At 67.5% G+C, this 26,389-nt stretch carries 19 protein-coding genes; 14 read left to right on the forward strand and 5 right to left on the reverse strand.

The window, feature by feature from the left end; genetic code table 11:
* The first annotated feature begins 2 nt into the window (after window positions 1-2).
* The 8 genes from IG178_RS08575 to IG178_RS08610 all read left to right on the forward strand — a co-directional run bounded on the left by IG178_RS08575 (window position 3) and on the right by IG178_RS08610 (window position 14,832).
* Window positions 3-2,564, forward strand: a complete 2,562-nt coding sequence (locus IG178_RS08575) for a tetratricopeptide repeat protein (RefSeq protein WP_193212124.1) — start codon at window positions 3-5, stop codon at window positions 2,562-2,564.
* Window positions 2,561-3,412 carry a DUF4159 domain-containing protein gene (locus IG178_RS08580; RefSeq protein ID WP_193212125.1) on the forward strand — a complete coding sequence of 284 codons (852 nt, stop codon included), beginning with the start codon at window positions 2,561-2,563 and terminating at the stop codon, window positions 3,410-3,412. The genes IG178_RS08575 and IG178_RS08580 overlap by 4 nt, the downstream gene beginning before the upstream one ends.
* Before the next feature lie 68 nt (window positions 3,413-3,480).
* Window positions 3,481-4,488, forward strand: coding sequence for an AAA family ATPase (locus tag IG178_RS08585; RefSeq protein ID WP_193212145.1), 1,008 nt, complete (start codon window positions 3,481-3,483; stop codon window positions 4,486-4,488).
* Between the two features lie 4 nt (window positions 4,489-4,492).
* The gene (locus IG178_RS08590) at window positions 4,493-5,440 is read left to right on the forward strand and encodes a DUF58 domain-containing protein (protein WP_226895181.1); all 948 of its coding nucleotides are present in this window, start codon (window positions 4,493-4,495) and stop codon (window positions 5,438-5,440) included.
* The gene (locus IG178_RS08595; protein ID WP_193212126.1) at window positions 5,440-7,446 is read left to right on the forward strand and encodes a BatA domain-containing protein; all 2,007 of its coding nucleotides are present in this window, start codon (window positions 5,440-5,442) and stop codon (window positions 7,444-7,446) included. The genes IG178_RS08590 and IG178_RS08595 overlap by 1 nt, the downstream gene beginning before the upstream one ends.
* Window positions 7,443-11,546, forward strand: coding sequence for a hypothetical protein (locus IG178_RS08600; protein WP_193212127.1), 4,104 nt, complete (start codon window positions 7,443-7,445; stop codon window positions 11,544-11,546). The genes IG178_RS08595 and IG178_RS08600 overlap by 4 nt, the downstream gene beginning before the upstream one ends.
* On the forward strand, window positions 11,543-13,861 hold the full coding sequence (locus IG178_RS08605; protein WP_193212128.1) for a glutamine amidotransferase: 2,319 nt from the start codon (window positions 11,543-11,545) through the stop codon (window positions 13,859-13,861). Before IG178_RS08600 ends, IG178_RS08605 begins: the two co-directional genes overlap by 4 nt.
* Window positions 13,862-13,866: 5 nt before the next feature.
* Window positions 13,867-14,832, forward strand: coding sequence for a hypothetical protein (locus tag IG178_RS08610; protein WP_193212129.1), 966 nt, complete (start codon window positions 13,867-13,869; stop codon window positions 14,830-14,832).
* A gap of 9 nt (window positions 14,833-14,841) precedes the next feature.
* On the opposite strand, the gene IG178_RS08615 is transcribed toward IG178_RS08610, so the two are convergent.
* A complete protein-coding gene (locus tag IG178_RS08615; RefSeq protein ID WP_193212130.1) occupies window positions 14,842-16,635 on the reverse strand; it encodes a chloride channel protein in 1,794 nt (597 codons plus the stop codon).
* 171 nt (window positions 16,636-16,806) lie between these two features.
* Between IG178_RS08615 and IG178_RS08620 the strand changes: the two genes are divergently transcribed.
* The gene (locus tag IG178_RS08620; RefSeq protein ID WP_193212131.1) at window positions 16,807-18,081 is read left to right on the forward strand and encodes a mechanosensitive ion channel family protein; all 1,275 of its coding nucleotides are present in this window, start codon (window positions 16,807-16,809) and stop codon (window positions 18,079-18,081) included.
* 21 nt (window positions 18,082-18,102) lie between these two features.
* Here the strand turns inward: IG178_RS08620 and IG178_RS08625 are convergent, their stop codons facing one another.
* A complete protein-coding gene (locus IG178_RS08625) occupies window positions 18,103-18,810 on the reverse strand; it encodes a peroxiredoxin-like family protein (RefSeq protein ID WP_193212132.1) in 708 nt (235 codons plus the stop codon).
* 113 nt (window positions 18,811-18,923) lie between these two features.
* Between IG178_RS08625 and IG178_RS08630 the strand changes: the two genes are divergently transcribed.
* Window positions 18,924-19,301, forward strand: a complete 378-nt coding sequence (locus IG178_RS08630) for a hypothetical protein (protein ID WP_193212133.1) — start codon at window positions 18,924-18,926, stop codon at window positions 19,299-19,301.
* A gap of 14 nt (window positions 19,302-19,315) precedes the next feature.
* On the opposite strand, the gene IG178_RS08635 is transcribed toward IG178_RS08630, so the two are convergent.
* Complete coding sequence (locus tag IG178_RS08635) at window positions 19,316-19,804, reverse strand: hypothetical protein (RefSeq protein WP_193212134.1); 489 nt, start codon at window positions 19,802-19,804, stop codon at window positions 19,316-19,318.
* Between the two features lie 213 nt (window positions 19,805-20,017).
* Here IG178_RS08635 and IG178_RS08640 point away from each other — a divergent pair, with 213 nt between their 5' ends.
* Complete coding sequence (locus IG178_RS08640; protein ID WP_193212135.1) at window positions 20,018-21,628, forward strand: choice-of-anchor I family protein; 1,611 nt, start codon at window positions 20,018-20,020, stop codon at window positions 21,626-21,628.
* A gap of 68 nt (window positions 21,629-21,696) precedes the next feature.
* Here IG178_RS08640 and IG178_RS08645 read toward each other — a convergent pair whose 3' ends face one another.
* Window positions 21,697-22,851, reverse strand: a complete 1,155-nt coding sequence (locus IG178_RS08645; RefSeq protein WP_193212136.1) for a hypothetical protein — start codon at window positions 22,849-22,851, stop codon at window positions 21,697-21,699.
* Between the two features lie 51 nt (window positions 22,852-22,902).
* The gene (locus tag IG178_RS08650) at window positions 22,903-24,261 is read right to left on the reverse strand and encodes a carotenoid oxygenase family protein (protein WP_193212137.1); all 1,359 of its coding nucleotides are present in this window, start codon (window positions 24,259-24,261) and stop codon (window positions 22,903-22,905) included.
* Window positions 24,262-24,442: 181 nt separating this feature from the next.
* Between IG178_RS08650 and IG178_RS08655 the strand changes: the two genes are divergently transcribed.
* The 3 genes from IG178_RS08655 to IG178_RS08665 form a co-directional block, all read left to right on the forward strand.
* Window positions 24,443-24,901 (forward strand): hypothetical protein, encoded by a 459-nt coding sequence (locus IG178_RS08655; protein WP_193212138.1) that lies wholly within the window; start codon window positions 24,443-24,445, stop codon window positions 24,899-24,901.
* A gap of 3 nt (window positions 24,902-24,904) precedes the next feature.
* Window positions 24,905-25,198 carry a DUF1737 domain-containing protein gene (locus IG178_RS08660; RefSeq protein WP_193212139.1) on the forward strand — a complete coding sequence of 98 codons (294 nt, stop codon included), beginning with the start codon at window positions 24,905-24,907 and terminating at the stop codon, window positions 25,196-25,198.
* Window positions 25,199-25,264: 66 nt separating this feature from the next.
* On the forward strand, window positions 25,265-26,389 hold a 1,125-nt coding region (locus IG178_RS08665; protein ID WP_193212140.1), incomplete at its 3' end, for a hydantoinase/carbamoylase family amidase.

Here is a 26,389-nt window from a genome sequence, read left to right on the forward strand (position 1 = left end):
GGATGTCCCGTCGACTTTCGTGCCGGATCGCCTTGGCCGCCGCCGTTTTGGCCGGGGTCCTGCCGGCGGGCGCCCAGGAGGGATGGTCGCGGTCCGGGCTGAGGGCGCGGGCGATGGTGGTGCAGGGCAACTACCAGGACGCCATCGACTACGCCGACGAGGTGTCCGGCTTCCGCCGCGCGGACCCGCAGGTCGTCGCGGCCCGCTTGGATGCCCTGATGACCCTGGGCTTCTATGACCGTGCGGCGGAGGATGCCGGGGAGGCGGCGGACGAGTTCGACGGCTACATCCCGATCCAGCTCCAGGCGATCGAGGTGCTGCGCCGGACCGGTCGCGGCGAGAAATCGGCGGCCCTGCTGGAGGCGCTGGACGGCTTGGCGAAGCAAGCCAAGCCGGCGAACCTCAACGCGGTGGAGCTGGTGGCGTTGGGACGTGCGGCCTTGCTGCTCGGCGCGGAGCCGAAGCTGGTCTTGAAGCAGTTCTACGACCGGGCGCGCGGGCTGGAAAAGGAGGGGTGGCAGGCCACCGTGGCGACCGCCGAACTGGCGATCCGCAAGGGCGACTACGGCTTGGCGACGCGGGTCCTGAACGAGGCCCGCACCCGGGTCGGCCCGCTGCCCGACCTGATCTACCTGCAAGCCGAGGCGAATTCACCGTCGGACCGCAAGGCGTCGGAGCGCTTCATCGACGAGCTGCTGGAAACCAACCCGCGGCATCTTCCGGCCTTGCTGCTGCGGGCGCGGCACGCGATCGACGTCGAAGCCTACGAGCAAGCGCGCGAGGTGCTGGCGACGGTGCGCGAGACCAACCCGCGCGAGCCGCTGGCCTGGGCGCTGGAAGCGGCGATCGCCTTCCGTCTCGACCAGGACGCGCGCGGCAAGTCGGCGCGGGCCAAGGCCCTGGAACCGTGGGCGGAGAATCCCGAGGTCGATTACTGGATCGGCCTCAAGCTTTCCGAAATGCGGCGTTTCGCCGAGGGCTCGGGTTTCCTGCGGCAGGCGCTGGCGTTCGATCCGGACCACCTGCCGAGCAAGAAGGCGCTGGGCCAGGACCTGCTGCGGCTGGGGAAAAACGACGAGGGCTGGGCGTTGATCGAGGAGGTCCGCAAGGCCGATCCCTACGACGTGGAAATCTACAACCTGATGCTGCTGCACGACGAGCTGGAGGAGTTCGTGACCCTGGGTTCCGGCAGCTTCGCGGTGCGGATGCGGCCGGGCGAGGCGGCGGTCTACGGCAAGCGCGTGCTGGAGTTGCTGGAAGAAGCGGAGCGCGAGCTGGGCGGCCGCTACGGCTACCGCCCGGACGAACCGGTGGTGGTGGATTTCTTCCCCGACCAGCAGGACTTCGCGGTGCGGACCCTGGGCATGCCGGGTGGCCTGGGGATCCTCGGTGCCTGCTTCGGCAATGTCATCGCGATGAACAGCCCGGGCAGCCCGGGGGCGCTGGGCAGCAACTGGGAGTCGACGCTGTGGCACGAGTTTTGCCACACCATCACGCTCGGCGCGACCGCCAGCCGGATCCCGCGCTGGCTGACCGAGGGCATCTCGGTCTACGAGGAAAATCGTCGCGACCCGTCGTGTGCGGGGCAGATGACGCCGGAGTTCCGCACCCGGATCCTGGAAGACGGCGGCTTGATCCCGCTGGCCGGCCTGAGCGCCGCGCTGACGAACTTCGCGGACCCGGAGTCGATCGGCTTCGCCTACTTCGAGGCCTCGTTGTGGGTCGACTACCTGATCCGTACTTACGGAGAGAAGAAGTTCCAGCAGGTGCTCGGCGACCTGCGGACCAACGGCGCGATCGACGCGGTGCTGGCACGGCGGATGGCACCGGTGGCGACGCTGGACAAGGGCTTCGCCAAGTTCGCCCGCGAGCGGGCGGAGGCGCTGGCCCCGGGTGTCGACTGGACGCAGCCGCCTCCGGACTCGCCGCTGCGCCGCGACCCGCAGGCGGTGGCGGATTTCCTGGAAGATCACCCCGACAACTTCTGGGCGCTTGTCCAACGCGGCGACTGGCTGCTCGGCGAACGACGCTGGGCGGAGGCGAAGGAGATCGGCCGGCACCTGGTCGCGATCTACCCCGGTTACGGCGGGGCGGGGAACGGCCACTCGATCGTGGCGATGGCGTGCCGCAACCTCGGCGAGACCGGGGAAGAACGCGCGGCGCTGCGGGCCTGGGCGGAGCGCGACGGCGAGGCGAACGATGCCTTCGTGCGCTTGGTCGAACTCGACCTGGAGGCTCAGGACTGGCCTGCCCTGGACGGGTCGGCGCGGCGGGTGCTGGCGGTGAATCCCTTGCTCCGGGCACCGCACCGTGCGCTCGGGATGGCGGCCCAGCAGCAGGGCGACGACGAGATGGCAAGGCGGTCGTTCGAGACGCTGCTGGAGCTGGACCCGGTAAACCCGGCGGATGTCCATTTCCGGCTCGCGACGCTCTACCGCGGACCTGACCCGGCCAAGGCCCGGCGGCATGTGTTGGAAGCCCTTGAGGAGGCACCGCGTTTCCAGGCGGCCCACGGCCTGCTGCGTGAATTGACAGAGAAACCCGAAACCGGGAACGGGCCATGAAGCGGATTTCAATCGTGACCATCAGCTTGCTGGCGGCCGGCGTGGTGCTGGCGCAGTTCGGCGGGTGGGGGCGCCGGGGGCACTTCGACGACGATGAACCGGGCGGCCGGCCGTCGCGCAACGGCGTGCCGGACTGGGAGGTGAAGAAGCACATGCCGGACGATCTCTTCACCTTCGTCCGGGTGCGCTATTCGTCGTCCGGTCGCCGCGGCGGCGGATGGCGGACCGACTATCCGGACAGCGACCTGAACTTTTCCTTCCGGCTTCAGGAGCTGACCTCGATCGAGGTACACCCCGACGGCAAGATCCTCGAGCTCACCGACCCGGAGTTGTTCGACTATCCCTTCATCTACATGATCGAACCGGGATCGATCTGGCTGAGCGAGGACGAGCGGGCGGCGCTGCGGAAGTACCTCGAGAACGGCGGCTTCCTGATGGTCGATGATTTCTGGGGCGACCGCGAGTGGGAAGGCTTCATGGAAGAGTTCCGGCAGGTCTTCCCCGATCGCGACATGGACCGCGACCTGCAGGAGCTGCCGCTGGAGCACCCGATCTTCCACTGCGTCTTCGACCTGAAGGAGAAACCGCAGGTGCCGGCGATGCAGAACGCGATCCGCGGACGCAATCAGGGGATCACTTGGGAACTCAACAAGACCGGCGCCCGCGACGTCTCCTACAAGGCGCTCTTCGACAAGGACGGCCGGATGATGTGCATCGTCTGCCACAACACCGACCTCGGCGACGGCTGGGAGCGCGAGGGCGAGGATGAGTGGTTCTTCCGCGAGTTTTCCGAGAAGAAGTCGTATCCGATGGGCGTCAACATCGTGTTCTACGCCCTCACCCATTGAGCAAAGATTTCCAACCAGACATGTCCCACTCCGAATCGACCCCGCCCGCCCTCGCCGAGGATCCGCCGATGATCGCGGAGACCACCGACTACGAACGCGACCGCGAGGCGGTCAACCGGCTGGCCAACGCGCGGGAACGGATTGCGGCCGAACTCTCGAAGGTCATCGTCGGCCAGCGCGAGGTCATCGACGAGATGCTGATCGCGCTGCTGAGCGGCGGGCATTGCCTGATCACCGGTGCGCCGGGGCTGGCGAAGACGCTGCTGGTGAAATCGCTGGCGGATCTCTTCCACCTGAGCTTCCACCGGATCCAGTTCACGCCGGACCTGATGCCGTCCGACATCACCGGCACCGAGATGGTGAGCGAGACCGCGCAGGGCCGCGAGATGGTGTTCCAGAAGGGCCCGATCTTCGCCAACATGATCCTCGCGGATGAAATCAACCGCACGCCGCCGAAGACCCAGTCGGCCCTGCTCGAGGCGATGCAGGAGCACCAAGTGACCGCCGCCGGCACGACCTTCAAGCTGGCCGAGCCGTTCTTCGTGCTGGCGACGCAGAACCCGATCGAGATGGAGGGCACCTACCCGCTGCCGGAAGCGCAGCTCGACCGCTTCATGTTCAACGTGGTGATCGACTACCTGCCCGAGGACGACGAGGTCGCGGTGGTCACCCGCACCACCGGCGGCAAGGGCGCGAAGATCGAGCCGCTGTTCGTGGCCGGGGAATTGATGGCCTGCCAGGAAGTGGTGCGCAAGGTGCCGGTGGCGGAGGAAGTGGTGCGCTACGCGGTGCGGCTGGCCGCGGCCTCCAGGCCGGGCCGGGAGGGCTCGAGCGAATTCGTGAACAACTACGTCAACTGGGGCGCGGGACTGAGGGCGGCGCAGTTCCTGATCCTCGGCGGCAAAACCCGCGCCCTGTTGGAAGGCCGCGCGCACGTGTCGCCCGAAGACGTCCGCGCCCTGGCGGCGCCGGTGCTGCGTCACCGGGTGCTGCCGAACTACCGCGCCGAAGCCGAGGGCATCTCGGTGGCGAAAATCATCGAACACCTGCTGGAGACCGTCCCGGCCAAGCTCTGACCCCATGACACCCCCGGCCACCCCGACCCGGTTCCTCGAGCCATCCGCGCTGATGCGGATCCGCTCGCTCGAACTGCGCGCGCGGATCGTGGTCGAGGGCTTCCGCAGCGGCCTCCATCGCAGCCCCTACCATGGCTTTTCGGCCGAGTTCAGCGAATACCGCCAGTACGTCGCCGGCGATGACATCCGCCACATCGACTGGCGGGTCTATGCGCGCAGCGACCGCTACTACGTCAAGAAGTACGAGGACGAGACGAACCTGCGCTGCCAGCTGCTGGTCGATGGCAGCCGCTCGATGGCCTACGGTTCCGACCCGCTGGTCACCAAGCACCGCTACGCCGCCACCCTGGCGGCGACGCTCGCTTATTTCCTGACCGGCCAGGGCGATGCGGTGGGCGTGACCCGTTTCGATGACCAGATCCGCGGCTACCTGCCGGCGCGCAACCGTCCGGGTCACCTGAGGCGGCTGATGCTGGACCTGGAACAAGCGCCGGAAGGACGGGCGACCTCCTTCGGCGGGCCGCTCGAGCGGGTGGCCCAGATGCACGATCGGCGCGGCATGTTCATCCTCTTTTCCGACCTGCTGGCCCCGCTCGATGATCTCAAGCGCGAGCTGCAGTTGCTGCGCGCGCGGGGCCACGAGGTGCTGGTGTTCCGGGTGCTCGACCGGCGCGAGATCGACTTCGATTTCGACCGCTCCGCCCGCTTCACCGACCTCGAATCGGGGCGCGATCACTTCATCGATCCCGGCCGCGCGCGGTCCGGTTACCTCGAGCGCTTCGGCGCGCATGAGGCCGAGCTGCGGGAGATCTGCCAGCAGTCGGGCATCGACCTGGTGGTCGCACCGACCGACCTGCCGGTCGATGGTGCGCTCCATGATTTCCTGAGCAGCCGGACCCGCCGCGGTCCCGATCCCGGCCGCACCCGCACCAACCTCCGTCCCACTGGCTGATGAACTTCCTGGTTCCGCTCTACCTGCTCGGGGCGCTCGCGGTTGGCGTCCCGATCTACCTGCACCTGCGCCGCAAGCCGCCGAAAGACGCGGTGGAATTCGGTTCGCTGATGTTCCTGCAGTCGACCGAGTATCCGCCGGTCAAGCGCAGCCGCCGCCTGGAGAACGTGCCGCTGCTTTTGCTGCGCTGCCTGGCGCTGCTGTTGCTCGCCGGCCTGTTCGCGCGGCCGTTCCTGAGCGGCAGCGACCAGGACCGGGAGGAGGCGGCGAAGCGCACCGTGTTGTTGATCGACACCAGCGCCTCGATGCGCCGCGCCGGTCTGTGGGAAAAGGCCCACGCCGAAGCGGTCAAGGTGCTCGGTGAGGCCGACGCCCGGGATCCGTTGGCGATCGTGGCCGTCGATGGCGCCGTGCGCACGGTGGTGGATTTCAAGGCGTGGCAGGAGGCCGTTCCCGGTCGCCGCAAGGAGCTGGCGGAACAGGCATTGGATGGACTTGAACCGAGCTGGCAGGGAACCGATCTCGGCCGTGGCCTGCTGGCCGCCGCCGACCTGCTGGCGGATGCGGCGGCGGACGAGGACAGCGCCAGGGACGGGCGGATCGTGGTGATCAGCGACCTGCAGGAGAGCGCCGGGCTCGAGCCGGTGGCCGGCGCGACCTGGCCGGACGGGCTGAGGGTCGAGCTGCGTGCGATCGAGGCGGATGGCCCGACCAATGCCACGCTCGCGGTCGCGCCGACGGCGGATCCGGGCCGGCCGATGGTGCGGGTCGGCAATGACGAATCGTCCGAGCGGCAGGAGTTCACGTTGAGGATCGGCGACCGCGAGGTGCCGGCTGTGGTCCCGGCGGGCGAAAGCCGGGTGTTCGAGGTGCCGGCAGATGCCACCGGGGTGGTGCTGGCGGGCGATGGCCAGGATTTCGACAACCGCTTGTTCCTGTCACCGCGGGTCGCCACTCCGGTGACGCTCGGGTTCCTCGGCGAAAGTGCCGCGGATGATGCCGACGGGTCGGATTACTACTTTCGTCGTGCTTTCGGCCGCTCCGGATTGATGGAGCCGCGCTTCGTCGATGACCTGGGCGAGGCGCCCGCGATCCTGGCGGTGGCGCGGCCGCTCGATGGCGCGGAGATCCAGGCGGTTCGCGGTCATCTCGAGAAAGGAGGACGGGTGCTGCTGGTGCTGGCGTCGAGCGGGATGGCCGGCACGCTCGGCCAGCTCGCGGGCCTGGAGAAGCCGCCGGGTCTGGAAGAAGCGGGCGGGCGCTACGCCTTGCTCGAGGGCATCGATTTCGACCACCCGCTGTTGGCGGGATTCCGCGACCCGCGGTGGCGGGATTTCACCGACGTGCATTTCTGGCATCACCGCAAGCTGGACGCTGCTGCACTGCCCGGTGCGCGGGTGATGGCGCGCTTCGACAACGGCGATCCCGCTTGGCTGGATGTTCCGGTCGGGCGCGGTGGTCTGGTCGTGATGACTTCCGGCTGGCAACCGCATGACAGCCAACTGGCGCTGTCGTCGAAGTTCGTGCCGCTGCTCTACTCGATCTTCGCCGGGCAGGGACCACGGATCGGCGAGGCACGGCAATTCTTCACCGGCGACACCTTGCCGGTCAAAGCGGCCGACCGACGGGTCGTGTTGCCCGGCGGCGCGGTGCGCGAGCTCGCGGAGGATGAAGTTTTGGTGGCCGACGAGCCCGGCATCTACCGGCTCGAAGGCGGCACCCAAGCCCGACGCTATGCGGTGAACCTGCGGCCGTCGGAGTCGGTGCTGCGGCCGCTCGACCCTTCGGCGCTGGAAGCGCTGGGCGTTCCCTTGGCGGCCGCCCCGGGTGACGCGGTCGCGGCAGGCGAAATGGGCAAACGCCGCTTGCGGGCGCGCGAAGCCGAGGAAGCGCAGGACCTGTGGCGCTGGGCGGCCCTGGGCTTGTTGATGCTGTTGATCATCGAATCCGCCGTCGCGGCGCGCGGATCGAACGCCAAAGCGCCGATGGAAGGAGTGCCAACATGATTGATTCCATCCTGCAACGCCAACTCGGTCCGATTGCCGAGCGTCATGCCGCGGAACGCAAGAGCCGGGTGCGGGCGATCGTTTGCGGGGCCGTGGCCGCGGTCGCGGTGATCGTGGCGCTGATGCACCGGTCCGGGGACGGCTTGGGGGCGGGTTGGCTCGCGGTGCCCTTGCTCGCCGGCGTGATCGCATGGCTTGCCTGCCGGTTCTGGCTTCCGCCGCTGAAGCTGGATCTGCGCAGCGTGGCGAAGGAGATCGAGGAGGCGAATCCGGAACTGGGTGCGATGTTGCTGACCGCGGTCGAGGCGGAAGAGGGCGTCGAAGGAAGGGAACTCGACTACCTGCAGGAGCGGCTGGTTTACCGCGCCGCCGAGGCAGCGATCCTCGCCGGCTGGCGGGAGTCGGTCGGCGACCGCGGCCGGCGGATCTGGAGGGGGCTCGAGAGGGCTGCCGTGGTGGCACTGGTGCTCGCGGTGATGTTGTTGGCCGGATCCCGTTGGCTTCCCCATCGCGGAGCCGCGGGTCAGGTCGTCGCGACTCCGGGGAGCATGGTCTCGGGCAAGCAGGGGGAGGTCCGGGTCGCTGACGTTACGCCGGGCGATGTCGAGCTGGAGCGCGGCAGCCGTCTGCTGGTGACCGCGAGCTTCGAAGGCGGCGTTCCGGCGGAGGCGCGGCTGGTGGCGGAGCTGGGCGGTGAAACTCGCCACATCGAGATGCGCCAGAACCTGACCGACCCGGTCTTCGCGGGGGCGATCCCGCGGGTTGAGGGCGACGGCCACTACCGGATCGAGTTCGCCGGCGGCAGGTCGCGCGACTTCGAGGTGAAAACCTATGTGCTGCCCGAGGTGCAGGGGATCGATGTGACGGTCGAGCCTCCCCCTGGCATACCCGGCGAAACCGAGACCATCGGCGATACCTGGCGGGTCACCGTGCTGGAGGGATCGAAGCTCGGTTTGCGGGTGAAGACCAACGGGGTTGCCGCGGCGGGGCGCCTGGTCGCGGAGGACGGGGCGCTGGAGATTCCGCTGGCGGCGTCCGGCGACGGGGTTCTAACAGCGGCCTTTTCGCCCGCGGAGAAGCAATCGTTCCGGGTCGAGCTGAGCGACAATGCCGGCCGTGGCAACGCGCGGCCGCCGGTGTTCCGGGTGGTGGTGCGGCGGAACCTGCCGCCGAGGATCGAGCTGGCCTTCCCCGGCGGCGACATCGACGTCTCGCCACTGCAGGAGCTCGCCGCCGAGGCGGTGCTGTGGGACGACGTCGGCATCACCGCGGCCGGTGCCACCTTGAGCATGAACGGCGAGACCCGGGAGGTGGTCTTCGACCCGGCGCTTTTCCAGAAGGACAAGCGGGTGACGGTTGCCACGCTGATCGACTTCGAGGAATGGCGGGCCGCGCCGACGGATCTGATGACCTACTTCTTCTGGGCGGAGGACCGCGATGCCCGCGGCGCGACGCGGCGGGTCGAGAGCGACCTGCGCTTCGCCGAGGTGCGGCATTTCGAGGAGATTTTCCGCGAGGCCGCCGGCGGCGGGGAGGCGCAGCAACAACAGGAGCAGCAGCAACAAGGTCAGCAGGGTGGCCAGCAAGGGAACCAGAGCGAGGCATTGATCGAGCGCCAGAAGGAAGTGCTCAATGCGACCTGGACCCTGGAGCGCCGGGTGCGCGATGACGCCGCGGCGCTGGTGGAGGATGCCGCGGTGATCGAGTCCGGCCAGGGCAGCGTGATCCAGGCCGCCGGGCTGGCCGCGGGGGAAGTGACCGACCCCGAGGTCGCCCGCCATCTCGAGGCCGCGGTCGGCGAGATGGAAGCCGCGGCGGCGGAGCTGAGGGAGATCGTTACACCGGAGGACGCGGAGCATTTGCAGGCCGCCCGTAGCCGCGAGCAGGCGGCGATGGGGCACCTCGTCCGGATGCGCGAGCGCGAGTTCCAGGTGGGTCGTTCCCAACAGCAGCAACCGCAAGGGGCGCAGAGCGCGGCGTCGCGGAGGCAGCAGCGGCAGTTGCAGAACATGGAACTGCAGCAGGAGGAGCGGCGTTATGAAACCCAGCGCTTCGCCGAGGAGCAGCAGCAACAACAGGACCCGGGGGCGAGCGGAGAAGATCAGCAGATGCTGAACCGCTTGAAAGAGCTGGCCCGCCGCCAGGAGGGGATCAACGAGAAGGCGAAGGAACTCCAGGCGATGTTGGAGGAAGCCGAAAGCGAGGAAGAGCGGGAGGAACTGCGGCGGGAGCTGGAGCGGCTCGAGGAGGAACAGCGGCAGATGTTGGAAGACCTCGACGAGCTCAATGAGCGGATGGAGTCCGAGGAGAACCGCGGCCGCACCGAGGAGGCGCGCGAACAACTCCGGCAAGCCCGCGAGGACGCACGCGAGGCCGCCGAGAATCTCGGGCAGGAGCAACTCGACCAGGCGGCGAATGCCGGGACCCGCGCCGGGCAGCAGTTCGAGCAACTGGCGGACGAGTTCCGGGAACGGACGTCGAACCAGTTCGCCGACGACATGCGCGAAGCCCGCGAGCAGGCCCGCGATCTTGCCAGCCGGCAGGAGCAGATCCGCGAGCAGCTGGAAGCACGGCGCGAAGCGGTGGACGGGACCCAGGATCCCTTCGAGGCGGACGATGATCAGGACGCGCTATCGGCCGATTTGGCCGCCCAGCAGGAGCGCCTGCGGCAACTGCAGGAGTCGCTGAAGGAGCTGAGCGAGGCGTCGGCTGAAAGCGAGCCGATCCTGTCCCGCAAACTCTACGACGAGCTGCGGGAGAATGAAACGGGCGGGGTCGAGGAAGCCCTCGATGCGGCGGAGCGGCTGTCGCGTTTCGACCGGTTCGGCGAAGCCGCCGAATTCGAGGAAGCGGCCCGGCGGGGGATCGATGATCTGGTCGAGGGCATCGAGGACGCGGCGGAAAGCATTCTCGGCGATGAAGAAGCGGCCCTGCGGATGGCGCGCAACGAACTGGAGAACCTGATGCGGGATGTCGAGGAGGGTGAACGGCAACGGCGGGAGGAAGGTGAAAGCCAGCAGCCCAGCGAGGGTCAGCAGCCCAGCGAGGGTCAGCAGCCCAGCGAGGGTCAGCAGCCCAGCGAGGGTCAGCAGCCCAGCGAGGGTCTGCAGGCCCACGAGGGTCAGGAGCCCCGCGAGGGTCAGCAGCCCAGCGAGGGTCAGCAGCCCAGCGAGGGTCAGCAGCCCAGCGAGGGTCAGCAGCCCAGCGAGGGTCAGCAGCCGGGCGAAGGTCAGCGACCCGGCGAAGGTCAGCAACCCGGCGAAGGTCAGCAACCGGGCGAAGGTCAGCAACCGGGCGAAGGTCAGCGACCGGGCGAAGTCCAGCAGCCCGGCGAAGGTCAGCAACCCGGCGAAGGTCAGCAACCCGGCGAAGGTCAGCAACCCGGCGAAGGTCAGCAACCGGGCGAAGGCCAGCAACCGGGCGAAGGTCAGCAACCGGGCGAAGGTCAGCAACCGGGCGAAGGTCAGCAACCGGGTGAAGGTCAGCAACCGGGCGAAGGTCAGCAACCGGGTGAAGGTCAGCAGCCGGGTGAAGGTCGGCAGCCGGGTGAAGGCCAGCAACCGGGTGAAGGTCAGCAGCCGGGCGAAGGTCAGCAACCGGGTGAAGGCCAGCAACCGGGTGAAGGCCAGCAACCGGTTGAAGGCCAGCAACGCGGAGGAACTCGTGGCGCGGGGACGAACGGTGGTGGGGGCACGGGCGGGGGCCGTTTCTTCGAGGAGTGGGCCGCGCAGGGCGAAGCGGCCGAAGCCGCCCGCGAGGAGGCGCCGATCTTCGGCGAAGGCTACCGCGAATGGTCGGACCGCTTGCGTGATGTCGAGGAGATGTTGCAGGACGAGGCCCTCCAGCAGGAGGCGGCGCGGGTGCGCGACCGGGCGCGGGAAATGCGCCGGGATTTCAATCGCGAAGGCACGCGGCCGCAGTGGAACTTGATGGAAGACCAGATCATGGAGCCGCTGAGGGAGCTTCAGCAGCGGGTCGACGAGGAGCTGTCGAAACGCGAGAAGCCCGATTCGCGCTTGCCGCTGAACCGGGACCCGGTGCCCGGACCGTATGAGGAACTGGTGCGCGAGTACTACGAACGATTGGGCAGCGGCGAATGATCGGATCCCTGGCAACGATTGTGTTCGAAGGCGGAAGCTGGGCCTGGGCCGGTGCCGGACTGGCCGTGCTCGGCGCCGCTTGGGCGGCCATCGCGGCAATGAGCCAGGGGCGCCAGGGGCGCCGGGCGTGGTGGCCATTGGGGCTGCGGATCACGGCCCTGGCCCTGCTCGCGCTTTGCCTGGCGGAACCTTCGTGGGTCGGCGAGGAAGCGGTGCCGGGTGCCAACCTGGTGGCGGTGATCGCCGACAACAGCAAGGGCCTGCAGGTGAGCGACGCCGGCGGGGGCGAGCCCCGTTCCGGTCAGCTGCGCTCGATCTTGGTCGATGACTCCGGCGCGGAAGCTGGATGGTTGGGGGAGGTCGAGTCGACCTTTGCCCTGCGACGCTTCGCGATGGACCGCGGCCTGCGGCGGGTCGAGCGTTTCAGCGACCTGGATTTCGAGGGCAAGGCCAGCGAGATCGGCGAGTCGCTCGAAGGCATCCGGCGGCGCTTTGCCGGGCGGCCGGTGGCGGCGGTGATCCTGCTGACCGACGGCATTGCCACCGACGGGATCGATCCGGAGCAACTCGCCGGGCTGCCACCGGTGTATCCGGTGCTGGTGGGTGACGGTGCGCCGGAGCGTGACCTCGCGGTGACCTCGGCGGTGGTTTCGGAGTCCTCGTTCGAGGATGCCCCGCTGACCTTCCGGGCCGACGTCAGTGCCCGGGGTTACCGCGGCAAGGAGGTCACCGTGCGGCTGCGGGACACTGCCGGGGAGGAAGTCGAAAGCCTGCGCTTCACGCCCGACTCCGCCACCGATCAGCGTGCGGTCCGCTTCCAGCATCGCCCGGCCGGCCATGGCGTGCTCTTTTACCGCATCGAGGTCTCCGGCGATGGCGGCGACGAGGCGACGGAGGCGAACAACGGGCGCCTGCTGACCGTCAACCGGGGCAGCGGGCCGTACCGGATCCTCTATGTTTCCGGCCGGCCGAACTGGGAATACAAGTTCCTCAACCGCGCGCTCGCCGCGGATCCGGAAGTGCAGCTGGTCGGCTTGATCCGGGTGGCGCGCCGCGAGCCGAAATTCCAGTGGCGGGCCGGCCGGGGCGAGACGGCGAACCCGCTGTTCCGCGGCTTCAATCCGGACGACGACAGCGCTGAGTACGACCAGCCGGTGATGGTCCGCCTCAATACCCGCGACGACAACGAACTGGCCGCGGGATTCCCGCGGACCGCGGAGGAGCTGTTCGAATACCGCGCGGTGATCATCGACGACCTCGAGCGCGAATTCTTCACCCTGGACCAGCTGGAGCTGTTAGAGTCCTTCGTGGCGCGCCGCGGCGGCAGCGTGCTGATGCTCGGCGGGGTGGAGAGCTTCGCCAACGGCGACTACGGCAACACCCCGATGGAGCGGATGCTGCCGGTGCACCTCGGCGGCGGGGAAGGATCGCCGCCGGGCGACGACCTGACGCTCGAGTTGACCCGCGACGGCTGGCTTTCGCCGTGGATGCGGTTGCACGACAGCGAGGCCGCGGAGCGCGGCCGGATGGCGGCGATGGGCGGCTTCCACAGCCTCAACCGGGTGGCCGGGATCAAGCCCGGCGCGACGGTGCTAGCTCAGGTTCGCGACGGCGGGACCACTCGCCCGGCGCTGGCGGTGCAGCGCTTCGGCGACGGGCGGGTGGCGTCGATGATGATCGGCGACTTCTGGCGCTGGGGCTTCCGCGACCCGGAGCAGCGGCCGGACATGGAAAAGGCGTGGCGGCAATTGACCCGCTGGCTGCTCGCCGATGTTCCCGACCGCAGTTCGCTGGCCCTCGAAGCCGGCGGGGACGGGGCGGTGAAGGCGCGGCTGCGGGTCCTGGACCCGTCCTTCCAACCGATGTCCGACGCCCGAGTGACCGTCGCGGTGAACCGCAACGGTGCGGATGCCGTCGAGCTGAATGCCACGCCTTCCGACAGCGAGGCCGGTGTCTTCGAGGTGACCTTCCTGCCGGAGGACGGCGCGGGAACCACGGTTACGGCGGACGTCCGCGACAGCGCCGGGCTGCGGGTCGGAAGCCCGGAGGACGGCTGGGTGGCCAACGACGACGCCGACGAATTCCGGCGTCTGGAGCCGGACCGTGAAGTGTTGGAAGCCATCGCCGCCACGACGGGCGGGAGGATGCTGGAAGCCTCCGCACTGGATGGATTCGCGCGAGACCTGCCGTCCATGGAGATGCCCGAAACCCGGACCTGGTCGCGCTCGTTGTGGCACACGCCACTGGTTTTCCTGCTGGTACTCGCCTGTTTCGCGGGCGAGTGGATCTTGCGCCGTCGCCGTGGACTTTCCTGATTCCGATGAACTCCTGCATCCATCGTACATTGATCGCCGCCCTGCTGGCGCTGGCGGGCTTGCTGCGGGCGGGCACGGCGGACCTGGTCGTCGTCACCGGGGCTGCGGGCGGCGAGGAGTTCGCCGCGACTTTCGCCAAGGCGGCCGCTGCCTGGCAGGCAGCGGGCCGGCGCGGCGCGGCGGAATTCCATGGGATCGGTGCTGATGAAGCCGGCGGCACGGACCTGGAGCGGCTGGAGCGGCTGGTGCCGGGCTTGGCGAAGTCCGAAGGCGGGCCGTTGTGGATCGTCCTGATCGGCCACGGCACCTTCGACGGCCGCGAGGCGAAGTTCAACCTGCGCGGGCCCGATCTCGGCGCCGCGACGCTGAAAGCCTGGCTCGAGGGTGCCCGGCGGCAAGTGGTGGTGGTGAACGGAAGCGCCTCGAGCGCGCCGTTCCTGAGCACCTTGTCGGCCCCGGGCCGGGTGATCGTCACGGCGACCAAGAACAGCGCGGAGGATTCCTATGCCCGTTTCGGCGAGTATCTTGCCTCCGCCATCGATTCACCCGATGCCGACCGCGACCAGGACGGAGCGACCTCGCTGCTCGAAGCCTTTCTCGCCGCCTCCGCCGGGGTGAAGGAGTTCTACGGCCAGCAGGGACGGATCGTGACCGAAGAGGCTCTCATCGACGACAACGGCGACGGTCTCGGCACTCCCGCCGGGTGGTTCCGGGGGGTGCGTGCGGTGAAGGTGGCCAAGCAGGGTGCCGAGCCCGACGGCCGCCGGGCGCAGCAGTTGCAGCTCGTCCCGGGCGAGGAGGAGCGCCGCCTCGATCCGGAGGCCAGGGCGCGCCGCGACAAGCTGGAGGAACAGCTTTTCGCCCTGCGGTCGCGGAAGGCCGGGATGAACGAGGACGACTACTTCCGCGAGCTCGAGCGGCTCTTGCGGGAAATCGGGGCGATCTACGCGGCCGCGGACGACGACTCGTGACGCCGGGGCTCAGCCCTCGATCGCGTTCTGCTGGCGCGCAATGTCGTTCAAGGTGAGCCAGCCCAACATTTTCGTGTCGTCGAGCGGGCTGACCACGGGAACCTGCTGGAGATCGCGGGCGATCATCCGGTTGGCGGCGTCGCGGATCGACGACTCGGTGGTCACACTGAGCAGTTCCTGGCCTTCGATGATCTCGGCGACGGTCTGGCGCTCGCCGGGATGCTTCAGCTCGTAGCGGGCGATGACGCCCAGCAGCTCGTCGTCCTCGCCGAGCACGGGGTAGGCATGGAAGCGCTTGTCGGCGGCCGTGATCCGCTTCAGCGCGTCGGCCGGTTCCTCGGTGGCCCGGATGCCGAAGACCTCGTGGGTCATGATCGATTGCACCGGCAGCTTGCGGTAGTCCTGCGCGCCGCGGTAGGCCGGCAGCCGGCGCAGGGTGACGCCGTCCTGGAGCAGCAGCGCGTTGTAGATGCTGACCGGCTGGAGGCGGCGGGCGATTTGCCAGGCGAGCATGTTGCCCGCCATCAGCGGCAGGATCAGCGAGTAGTTGCCGGTCATCTCGAAGATGATGATCAGCGAGGTGAAGGGGCAGCGGACCACCGCCGCGAACATCGCCCCCATGCCGAGGAGAACGCAGCCGCCGATGACCTTGGTGTCGGCGGGGAAGGCGGGGATCCAGTTGCCGAGGTGCTGCAGGTCGGCGAGGCCGACGCCAAGCAGGCCGCCGAGCATGCCGCCGAGGAAGAGGGTGGGGGAAAAGAGCCCGCCGGAGCCGCCCGAGGCGTAGTTGATCACCACCGCGAGGAATTTCAGCACCAACAGCGTTCCGAGGATGCCGGCGGCGAGCTTATACTCGAAGGCCGCCTCGAGGCTCTGGTAGCCGATGCTGAAGACCGAGTTCTGGGCGTTGCCGAGGTGGCCGGTGAAGTAGAAGGCGGCCAGGCCGAGGATGCCGCACGACAAGCCGCCGGCCGCCGGCGCCAGCCACGGGGCCTTGCGGCTGCCCGACTTGAACCAGCCGCGCATGTTCAGGGTGCTGCGCACGAAAAGGTGGCCGATCAGTCCCGCCGCGACGCCGACCGGCAGGGCCACCAGCATCCAGGCCGAGGTCTTGTAGTCCTCCGCGATGCGGGCGGTGAGCACCGGGTCCTCGCCGAGCATGGTGCGCGACACAGCGGCGGCGACGACCACCGCTACGACCATCCCGCCGATGGCCTTCATCGAGAAATTGTCCAGCAGTTCCTCGAACACGAAGGTCAGGGCGGACAGCGGCGCATTGAAAGCCGCGGCGATCCCGGCGGCCATCCCGACCGGAAGCATCGACTGGACCCGCGCGGGATCCTTGAAGGCCCAGCGGCCGATGCGCGAGGAAATGGCGGCGCTGATATGAACCGTGGGGCCTTCGCGGCCGAGGCTGTTGCCGAGCCCGACGTAGAGGGCGCCCAACAGGTAGCGCCAGATGCCGGCGCGGGTGGAAACCTTGCCTCCCTTGTTGTAGTAGGCGGCCTTGGTCTGGGGGATTCCGCTGCCGGCGGCATCGGGCGCGAACTTCTGCACCACCACGCCGACGGCGAGCCCTGCAAGCGTCGGGGCGGCCAGCAGGATCGCGCAGAACTCCAGCGGATCGCGGCTCTCCGCCTGTTCCCACAGCCAGTCGAACAGGTGGTGGATGGTGAGGTGGAAGGCCACCGCGGCCAGGCCGCACAAGAGGCCCGCGAGCACGCAAAGGGCGAGAAACCGCTGTCCATCGTTGAGACGCCGCCGCATCCAGTCGGGCAGCGTTCTTTTTGGTTGCTCGCTCATTGGCCTCGCGCCGGCCGTATCATGAGCCGATGGGATTGGCTAGCAGTGTCCGGGACGGGTTTTGTAGCGGCGGGAACGGGATGCCGCCTTCCGTTCCTGCGACCTGCCGAGGTCCCGGAGAAATCACCCAACCGCTTGACCTAGGGTCGATGTGGGTCAGTTTCGAACTTCATGAGAGCGCGTCACCTTCCCCTGCTGGCCTTCCTTTTCCTCGCGAGCTTTTCAATTTCCTGTCTTGCCGCCGACCCGCCGGCGCCGGTGACGACCGGCGATCCCGGGGTCTCCAACGAGATCCTCGCGCTGAAACTCGACCCGCTGACCAAGGAGGAGCTGGCGTCCGAGGCGGACGGCTGGCAGGCGCTGCTGAAGGAGAAGGCGCAGGCGATTGCCGACGCGGAGATCGCCTCCAGGACTTCGGTGGGCGAGGCCCGCGAGGCGCAGCTCAAGTTGCTACCGGGTCTGCGGGAAGAGAAGGACGCCCTGCTCAGCCGCTTCAACACCGTGCTGAAGGCCTACGAGCTCAAGGGCGGGGATCCCGGGGCTTACCGCAAGTACGAGGCAGCGGTGAGCGGGATCAAGGCCGAGGTTACCGATGTCAGCTCGACCTGGCACGCCTTCACCGGCTGGCTGACCTCGAAGGAGGGCGGGATCAAGTGGGGGCTCCAGGCGGTCAAGTTCGTCGCCGTGCTGCTGGCCTTCTGGCTGATCGCCGGGATCGCGAGCAAGCTGGTGAGCAAGGTCGTCGACCGCCAGGAGGGCCTGTCCGGCCTGCTGAAGAATTTCATCAAGAAGATGACGCGCCGGGTGATCCTGCTGGTCGGGCTGTTGATCGCCCTGGGCACCGTCGGGGTGAACGTCGGCGCGGCGCTCGCCTTGATCGGTGGCGGCGCCTTCATCCTCGCCTTCGCGCTGCAGGATACCCTGAGCAACTTCGCCGCCGGCATGATGCTGATGATCTACCGCCCCTTCGACGTCGGCGACGCGGTGGAGATCGGCGGCGTCACCGGCAAGGTCAACAGCGTCAGCCTGGTCAGCACCACCATCTGCACCTTCGACAACAAGAAGGTGCTGGTGCCTAACAAAAAGGTCTGGGGCGAGGTGATCACCAACATCACCGGTAATCCGACCCGACGCGTCGACCTGGTTTTCGGCATCGGCTACGACGACGACATGGACAAGGCCCAGTCGATCATCGAGCGCGTGGTTGCCGAGCACGCGCTGGTGCTGGAAGACCCGGCACCGGTGATCAAGCTCAACGAACTTGCCGACTCGTCGGTGAACTTCATCTGCCGGCCGTGGACCAAGACCGGCGATTATCTGACCGTGCTCTCCGACATCACCAAGCGGGTGAAAACGGAATTCGACGCCGCCGGCATCTCCATCCCTTACCCGCAGCGCGACGTGCATCTCATCCCGGCGCCGGCGGGGGACAAGCCGGCGGCGTAGGGAGGCGGACCCGCCTGCCCGTCAGCGGGCGTCCTTTTTCAGGAAGGCGACGATGTCGTCCGGCTCGGCCCGCTTGCGGTAGTCGGAGTCGACGAAAGCCCAGCGGATGACGCCGTCGCGGCCGATGATGTAAGTGGCGGCGAGGGGAAGGGTGCCCTCGCCGGCCTCCTTGCCGTTGAAGTCGGTGAGGTTGAAGTGCTTCTTATAAAGTTCGCGCACTTCCGGCGTGAGTTCGAAGGCGATGCCATAGTTCTTCGCCACCCGGTGGTTGAGGTCGGTGAGGACCTCGAATTCCAGATGGTTCTTCTCCTTCGTGGAGAGGCTCTTGTCCGGGAGCTCGGGGGTGAGGGCGACCAGCCGGGCCCCGGCCGCCCGGAACTCCGGCAGCTTTTCCTGAAGGGCGGCAAGGGCGATGTTGCAATACGGGCACCAGCCGCCGCGGTACCAGGTGAGGATCACCGGGCCGTCCTTCCACAGGGTCGACAACTGCACCGCCTTGCCGGCAGCGTCTTCAAGGGTGAAGTCCGGGGCCTTGTCGCCGACCTTCTTCGCCCGGTCGAGGATTCCGGACTCGGCGACCGCATCGATGCCGCGGGCGTAGGCGGCGCGGACCGCGGGGTCCCCTGATTTGGCGGCTTCCGCCGAGCGGGCGTCGAGCTGCTCCTGCAGCGAGGGTTCAGCCGACAGCGCCGGAGCGAGGATGAGAAGAGCAAGCAGCGTCCATTTCATGATCCCGCCATTTCCGGTCGGAATACACGATTGTCAACCGGCGGTAGGTCAAAATGCTGGAAAAACAGCATGATGTCTTGACGGTTGGTATCCCTGCTGCTGGGTTGGACGGCATGAAGACCGCCTTTCTCCGCCTCTCGCTCGCTTTGTTCCTTTCCATCGGGGCGACCGGGCTTACCGGCTGCGGGAATTGGTGGAAGAAGGAGCCGGAGGCGACCGGTGCGGTCGATCCCGAGCCGAAGCCGGCCGATCCCGAACCGGACAAGCCGGATCCGCCGCAGCCCGAGCCGTTGGTGGATCCGAAACCCGAGCCTCCGCCCGCGGACGATCGCGGCAAGATCCCGACGGCAAGGGCGGTCCCCGGGAAACCGGGCTATGTGTTCAGCCCCTTCAACAACAACGTGATCGATGTGAAGGGTTTCCCCAGCGGCCGCCTGGTGGCAGATCCCCAGTATCCGGTCAGCGAGAAGAAGTTCTTCCGCGTGCCCTGAGCCGGGCCTCGTCGTCACTTGTCACCGGGCTTCGGGTCCGCGTGGCGGTCGAGGCCGTAATCGGTGGCGAGGTTCTCGTGGGTGTGATTCACGAACACCGACTCGCCCAGCGGGTGATGGTCGCCGAGCACCTTCTTCATGGCCCGGTGATAGAGGTCGATCATGCGGGCGGCTGCCTGCGCGGCGAGAGTCACGGACGACGGCGCCGACTGGTGCAGGAAGCCGGCCTCGTGCTCCATCGATGACTCCTCGTTCTCGATGTGGCGGAGCAAGGCTTCCACCTTCTCAAGCCGCACCGAGTCGGGTTCGCCGCGGCCGACCGACTCCTCGAAGTTCCTTCGCAGCGCCTTTTCCTCGATCAGCAGGGCGTCGAAGCGTTTCTTCAAATCGTAGGCGGCGGGCTGGCCGATCTCCTCGATTTCGCTTTCGAGTCGTTCCAGCCGGGCCTCAACTTCGGCGATCTTTCCGGCGAGGGGCGAGTTGTTTCCGAGGTTCGGTGTCATGGGCGGTGATGGCGTTGAATCCATCGTTCACCCTACGTGCAATCCCATGGATGCACCATGACTTTTTCAGGAGTGGACCGTGGAAGTGTGACGATGATGGAACCCGCGGGGACTTTCCGGGCGGGGAATCAGGCTGGAGAAACGCCGCGATGTTCCGGGATGCCAGTCATGGATTCCGGGATGCCGTGAATCTTCATCCACACACCACGCCCGATGTTTCCCCGCCATCTCCCTCTCGCTTCTGGTCTCGCTCTCGGACTCGCTTCCGGCCTTGCTCACGCCGACCTCTCGCTCACCCCGGTCGGCACCGTCCGCTTCGGAGATGCGGCGAGCCTGTTCGACCAATCGGCGGCTGAGATTGTCGCCTTCGATGCCCGTACCAACCGCGTCTATGTCGTCAACGGCAGCACGGACGGTATTGACGTCATCGATGCCGCCGACCCGTCGAATCCGGTGGCGCTGGACTCGGTCGATCTTTCCGAGTTCGGCAACCCTAACAGCATTGCGGTTCACCCGCGGCTCGACGAGATCGCCGTGGCCATCGGCAACAACGACAAGTCGAAGCGCGGCGTCGTGGTCTTTCTCGACAGCAGCCTCGCCATCAAGGACGTGGTCGAGGTCGGTTACCTTCCCGACATGCTGACCTACGATTCCACCGGCCGCCGGCTGGTGGTGGCCAACGAGGCCGAGCCGACCGATGACTACTCGGTCGATCCCGAGGGTTCCGTCTCCATCATCGAAAGCACGGGCCGCAGCGGCCGGCACCGGGTGACCGAGATCACCTTCGGGTCGCTGACGGACGAGGATGTGGCGAGAGTCAGGATTTCCGGGCCGGAGGGCACGACCATCGCCCAGGACCTCGAACCGGAATACATCGCCATCGATGATCAGGACCGCTTCGCCTACGTCACCTGCCAGGAGAACAACGCGATCCTCACCATCGACCTGAACCGCAAGCAGATCGATGGCATCTTCGGACTCGGCTTCAAGGATCACTCGGCGCTCGGCAACGCCCTCGACGCCTCCGACAAGGACGACATGATCCGCCTCGCCAACTGGCCGGTCAAAGGGCTCTACATGCCGGACGGGATCGCCACCTACTCGGCGGGACGCAAGGGGCTTTTCGGCCGGATCGGCCGTGAGACCTACCTCGTCACCGCCAACGAGGGCGACGCGCGGGAGTGGGGCGATTACCTCGACGAGTCCCGGGTGAAGGACCTCGACCTCGACCCGAGCGCTTTTCCCCTCGGTGACCTGTTGAAGGAGAACGAGGCGATCGGCCGCTTGAACGTGATCACCACCCAGGGCGATGTGGACGGCGACGGGGACTACGATGAACTCTACAGCTTCGGGGCTCGCTCGTTCTCGATCTTCTCGACCGACGGCGAGCTGGTATTCGACAGCGGTGACATGATCGAGCGCTACATCGCCGATCACTTCCCGGACGACTTCAATGCCGACCACGGTGAAAGCGGCAGCTTTGACAATCGCTCGGACAACAAGGGTCCGGAGCCGGAAACGGTCGAGATCGGGACCATCGGCGAGAAGACCTACGCCTTCGTCGGACTGGAACGGATCAGCGGCGTCATGGTCTTCGACATCACCGACCCGCATCAGGTCAGCATCGTGACCTACGCTCACAACCGCGACTTCAGCGTCGAGTTCGACGAGGAGAATCTGGACAACGTCGCGGCGGCCGGAGACCTCGGCCCGGAAGGCATCGAGTTTGTCCCGGCGGATGAGAGCGCGTCCGGCAAACCGTTGCTGGTGGTCGGCAACGAGGTGAGCGGCACCACCACCATTTACGAGATCAGCCTGCCCTGATCATCACGGGTTTCCCCTCCCGACAAGGCCGGGTGCTCCATGCGGGGCGCCCGGCCTTTGCATTCCCGCTATTCGGGCGTGCGGACGCTCTCGGCTTTCCAAAAGCCGCGGCCCTGGTCCATTTCGACCGGGACGGTGACGGGTCCCGGACCGGTGGCGCGGTGCCGCAGCAGCTCCTGCCAGGCACAGAAGTCGAGGGTGTGATAGATCACGTAGGTGCGGCCGGCCTCGCCGTCGAATTGAAGGTCCGCCTGCTTGCTGCCGGGACTGGCGAGCATGGCCAGCGAGACGCTGGCGAAGGCCTGGTCGATCAGGGCTTGCCGCCAGTGGCTGTAACTCTGGATGTCGACCGCCTCGTCGATGCCGTAGGCGCTTTCGAGGGTGGCCAACATCGCGTTGAAGTCGGGGACCAGCGGCCAGGTCGCAGCGCTGCCGATGTCGGTCTCGATGCCGATCCGGATGCCGGCGCCGGTGATGTTGGCGCGCTCCCAGGCGACGCCATTGTCGATCAACGAAAAGGTGTCGCGTTCGAACGGCATCAGCGAGACCCCGGTCAGGCTGACCGCGATGTCGTCGAACCATGCGTCGCGCTCCGCGGCGTCGGTCCAGCCGACCGAACCGCCGTCGACGGGCAGGTTGTCGAACCAGACCGGCAGGTCGGCGTACACCGGGAAATCGGGCAAGCCGGCGCCGGTGAAGTGGGCGCGGACCGCGGCGTAGGTGTCGCGCAGCAGGAACAGGTAGTCGCGTTTGCCGGTGGCGGACTGCGCCGACCAGCCGTCCGGACCGGTCAGCGCCTGCGGTTCGATGTCGAGGTGGAGGCCGTCGAATTTTTCCGCCGGCAACCGGCCGGGGGCGTTGTTGAAGTCGATCACCCGTTCGCTGATCTTGGTCAGGAAGCCGGGATGGTTGGCGGGGAAGATCCAGGTGTTCTCCGACATCAGGAATTGCGATTCGATGCCCTCGGCGTCGAGCTTGGCATTCCAGGTGGCAATCGCCGCCGCGTCGTCGACCGGGCGGGCGCCATAGCTGCCGTAGACCTTCTTGATGTGGCGGCTGTTGAAGAAGTCGAGCGTCTGGCTCTCGCGCACCGGGGTGCCGACGATGCTGATCGAGCCGTAGATGCTGCCGGCATCCGCCCAGAACCAGACGGCGCGGTTTTTGTTGGCAAGGCAGGGGAGGGTGGCGGACAGCAGCAAGGCGAGGATCGCTCGGCGGGTCATGAGGTGCACCCTGCCAGCGATCGGCCGGCGATGGCAGCCTGAAAGGCAGCATCAGTCGCGGCCGACCCACAAGCCGTGGAAAGTCATCGGCACCCGGTGGCCGAGGTGGATGCGGGCGACCGGTCCGTCGCCGAAGCGGGCGGTGTCGAGCACCGCCACGTGGCTGCAATCGGCGGCCTCGTCGTAGATGAGCGAGAGCGCGTGGCCGTCGCCTTCCGCTGCGTCCGCGTCGCGCGGAACCATGACGATTTCCGAAGGAAAACAGCCTGTGCCCGGTTCCCAGGTTTCGGCCTTGCCGGTCTCGAGGTCGACCTTCGCCAGCAGGCTCTGCTTGCCGTCGTAGGTGACGAAGAGCTGCCGGTGCTCGCCGCCCTCGAAGCGCGGGTCGATCCGGGGATACTCGCATCCGGTGTCCCAGCGGACTTCCTGGCGCAAGGTTTTAGCCCGGGGGTCGAGCCATGCCCGGGTCACGCGGCCCCGGCCCGGGAGGTCGGCGGCGTTGAGGTCGCCGAGCGAGCGGAAGTCGGGGTGGCGGATGAAATCGATCACAATCTCGCCGCCGGACTCCCAGGCCCCGGCGAAGTGCCATTGCCAGAACGCTTCCACCCTGAAGCGGGATGGCTTCCCGGGGTCGTCGATCGGCACGACGACGATCTCCGTGCCGGCGGCGGGGTCGTAGCGGAAGATCCGGTCGAGGTCCGCACTGCCGGCCAAGACTCGTCCCAGTTGCAGCTTCACCGGGGCGATGAAGAAAACGAGATGGCGGTCGGTGGCGATGAAGTCGTGCAGCATCACGTGGCTCTCCAGCGGCACGGAACCGAGTACACGCGGGGCGCCCTGCCACGGAAACTCTAGTAGTTCGATGCGCGGGTGGCGGCCGGGAACGAGGCCGAAATTGTAGTCGGCCCGGCGCGAGCGGACCCGGTGGGGGTGGGCGGAGAAGCCCGAGGCGACCAGACCGTCAAAGGTGGTCGTGCCGATCGTCGCCAGCGTCCGCGGATCGAGCTCGGTCGGGCTTCCGCGTTCCATCAGCGCGAACATCCGTTCCTGCCAGCGCCAGACGCTGGTGTTGGCGGTGTTCTTGAAGCGGCTCCGCCAGTTGGCGGCAAGCCGTCGCGGCCAGGAGGCGGCGGTGCCGTAGAGCGGCTTGCCGGCTGCCCGTTCCTCGCGCAGGCCCTCGCTTTCGACCAGGCGATGGGCGCATTGCACCTCGTCGTCGCCGATGCGGATGGCGCACACGGCCCCGTCGCCTTCGAAGAGATGACGGTGGCGCCGCCCACCGTGTTCGAACAAGGCGGGCCCGTTGCGATAGAGGGTCCCGCGCAACGAGTCCGGCAGGCGACCCTCGACCCGCACCGGCTCAAAGTCGTGGGGTCGGGCCAGACTCTGGCGATAGCCGGGAAGGGTCATGCTCCCGAGCCAAGCAATTCGGGGAGGCGGGAACAAGCTGGCAGCCGGAGATCGTGCAGTTTGCGCCGTGCGAAATGCATCAAGAACCGTCGCTTTGGAAAGATGAAGCATTGTAAGATGCTCATGGTTAGTGTTCTTGGGTTTCGCCGGGAAGTGGCCCGCGAGCTGATGATTGGAAACCATGAGTGCGACCGAGCTCCCTCCGGGATGGATCTCCTGCCGGCACCTGTTGGACGTGGAGCTGTCCTCCTTCCAGTGCTTCCGCGAAGCCCTTCAACGCCACCACGAACAGCCCGTCCGGGCGGTGCTGCGCGAGGTCGGCAAGAAGCATCGGCAGAACATCGCCAGCCTGCTCGCCTACCTGTCACGGTTCGGGTGCCGGATCGAGGAAGAGCCCATGGACGACCTGGCCGAGCCCTGTGTGGTGGACGACCTGGGAAAACTCGAACAACGGGAGGCCGCGACCTGGCGTGAGTATCGCGACGCCTTGGCGGACCCCGGGCTGCCGGAGCGCCTGCGGAAGGAGATCCGTTCGCGGTTGATTCCCCGGCTCGAGGCGAACATCGGCGATTTCAGCCGGGCGCGCCTCAGCCAGCACCTCCGCGAGATCCATCAGGAAACGACCCATGACGCCGCCTGAGCCATGGTGAATGATACCCAATACACCGTCGTCACTTCCGACGACTTCGGGAAGTTCGAGGACCGGGTCAACCAACTCCTTGGCAAGGGGTGGAGACTCCAAGGTGGCGTGGCGACGGCCGCCTTGCCCGACAGCGGGGAGCGGATGCTGCACGTCCAGTGGAGCCAGGCAATGATCCTGCCTTCCTCATCGGCGGTTTTGGAAGTGCTGTCCGGGGAAGCCGAGGAACCGATCAGCGGGTTCGAGCCGAAGTCCCGGCCGGAAGAAGATGACCGGATGAGTTCGGTCGGCCCTTGAGCCGCCGCCGCCTGTCATCGAGCTTCCGCATTGTTTCTAGAAGCGGGTGCGGCATTCTGTCGGGCGATGAGCGATCACCTCGACCCCCGGCGGACTGTCCGCGAACTGAAGGAACTGCGGGCATTGACCGGCAACGCCGATGGCGCCCAGCGGGTGGCCTTCACCGAGGTGTGGACCAAGGCGCGCGAGTGGTACCGCGGTTTGCTGGACGACCTGCCGGTGGAAGTGCACACCGACGAGGCCGGCAACCTCTGGACGACTCTGCCGGGCGAGAGCGAGCGGGCCTTGATCATCGGCGGCCACATTGATTCCGTGCCCAACGGCGGCTGGCTGGACGGTTGCCTCAACGTCCTGGCCGGACTGGAGATCCTGCGGCGGATCCATGCAGAGTCGGCGGGCAAGCCGCCGGTGACGATCCGCGTGGTCGACTGGGCGGACGAGGAGGGCGCGCGCTTCGGCAAAAGCCTGTTCGGGTCATCCGCGTGCTCCGGCAACCTCGACATGGACGAGGCCCGCGGACTCGTCGACCGCGATGGCATCGCCCTCCCGGACGCGCTGCGCGCTTGCGGGATCGAGTTCGACGAGGTGAAAGCCAGTGGCAAGGAACTGGCGCATGCGGCGGCCTACCTCGAGCTGCACATCGAGCAGGGGCCGGTGCTGTTGGACCTCGACCTGCCGCTCGGGGCGGTGCTCGGGACGTTCGGGGTCGAGCGCCACGCGATCACCTTCCGCGGCCAGGCGGCGCATTCGGGGAGCACGCCGATGAACCGTCGCCGCGACGCCTTCCTGGCCGCCGCGAAGATGAGCCCGGAGATCTACGAGATCGCGGAACGGAGCGGTGCAGGTGTCTGCACCCTGGGCTCCTGCACCACCAAGCCGGGCATCGTCACCAGCGTGGTCGAGGAGTGCCGGATCACGCTCGACCAACGCCATCTCGACGCCGGGGCGCTGGCAACCATGTTGGCGGAGGCGAAAGCGGCCAGCGAGCGCTTCGCCCGTGAAGGCCATGTCGATGTCCACTGGGAGCGCTTGTGGCAGATCGCGCCGCGGCCCTTTCATCCCGAGCTCATCGGGCTCTGCGACGAGGCGATCCGGGAAACCTGCGGGGTGTCCCACCGGCTTCCTTCCGGGCCCTTGCACGACGCCGCCGAGGTGGCGGCCGCGGGGGTCCCGACCGTGATGATGTTCGTG

Origin of the sequence: Neoluteolibacter marinus (assembly GCF_014904755.1) — a bacterium.
Taxonomy (GTDB): domain Bacteria; phylum Verrucomicrobiota; class Verrucomicrobiia; order Verrucomicrobiales; family Akkermansiaceae; genus Haloferula; species Haloferula marina.

Excerpts from the sequence above, each read along its gene's own strand:
- IG178_RS08575 (WP_193212124.1), top strand. The coding sequence starts at position 3 with ATGTCCCGTCGACTTTCGTGCCGGATCGCCTTGGCCGCCGCCGTTTTG.
- IG178_RS08580 (WP_193212125.1), top strand. The coding sequence starts at position 2,561 with ATGAAGCGGATTTCAATCGTGACCATCAGCTTGCTGGCGGCCGGCGTG.
- IG178_RS08585 (WP_193212145.1), top strand. The coding sequence starts at position 3,481 with ATGATCGCGGAGACCACCGACTACGAACGCGACCGCGAGGCGGTCAAC.
- IG178_RS08590 (WP_226895181.1), top strand. The coding sequence starts at position 4,493 with ATGACACCCCCGGCCACCCCGACCCGGTTCCTCGAGCCATCCGCGCTG.
- IG178_RS08595 (WP_193212126.1), top strand. The coding sequence starts at position 5,440 with ATGAACTTCCTGGTTCCGCTCTACCTGCTCGGGGCGCTCGCGGTTGGC.
- IG178_RS08600 (WP_193212127.1), top strand. The coding sequence starts at position 7,443 with ATGATTGATTCCATCCTGCAACGCCAACTCGGTCCGATTGCCGAGCGT.
- IG178_RS08605 (WP_193212128.1), top strand. The coding sequence starts at position 11,543 with ATGATCGGATCCCTGGCAACGATTGTGTTCGAAGGCGGAAGCTGGGCC.
- IG178_RS08610 (WP_193212129.1), top strand. The coding sequence starts at position 13,867 with ATGAACTCCTGCATCCATCGTACATTGATCGCCGCCCTGCTGGCGCTG.
- IG178_RS08615 (WP_193212130.1), bottom strand. The coding sequence starts at position 16,635 with ATGAGCGAGCAACCAAAAAGAACGCTGCCCGACTGGATGCGGCGGCGT.
- IG178_RS08620 (WP_193212131.1), top strand. The coding sequence starts at position 16,807 with ATGAGAGCGCGTCACCTTCCCCTGCTGGCCTTCCTTTTCCTCGCGAGC.
- IG178_RS08625 (WP_193212132.1), bottom strand. The coding sequence starts at position 18,810 with ATGAAATGGACGCTGCTTGCTCTTCTCATCCTCGCTCCGGCGCTGTCG.
- IG178_RS08630 (WP_193212133.1), top strand. The coding sequence starts at position 18,924 with ATGAAGACCGCCTTTCTCCGCCTCTCGCTCGCTTTGTTCCTTTCCATC.
- IG178_RS08635 (WP_193212134.1), bottom strand. The coding sequence starts at position 19,804 with ATGACACCGAACCTCGGAAACAACTCGCCCCTCGCCGGAAAGATCGCC.
- IG178_RS08640 (WP_193212135.1), top strand. The coding sequence starts at position 20,018 with ATGTTTCCCCGCCATCTCCCTCTCGCTTCTGGTCTCGCTCTCGGACTC.
- IG178_RS08645 (WP_193212136.1), bottom strand. The coding sequence starts at position 22,851 with ATGACCCGCCGAGCGATCCTCGCCTTGCTGCTGTCCGCCACCCTCCCC.
- IG178_RS08650 (WP_193212137.1), bottom strand. The coding sequence starts at position 24,261 with ATGACCCTTCCCGGCTATCGCCAGAGTCTGGCCCGACCCCACGACTTT.
- IG178_RS08655 (WP_193212138.1), top strand. The coding sequence starts at position 24,443 with ATGAGTGCGACCGAGCTCCCTCCGGGATGGATCTCCTGCCGGCACCTG.
- IG178_RS08660 (WP_193212139.1), top strand. The coding sequence starts at position 24,905 with ATGGTGAATGATACCCAATACACCGTCGTCACTTCCGACGACTTCGGG.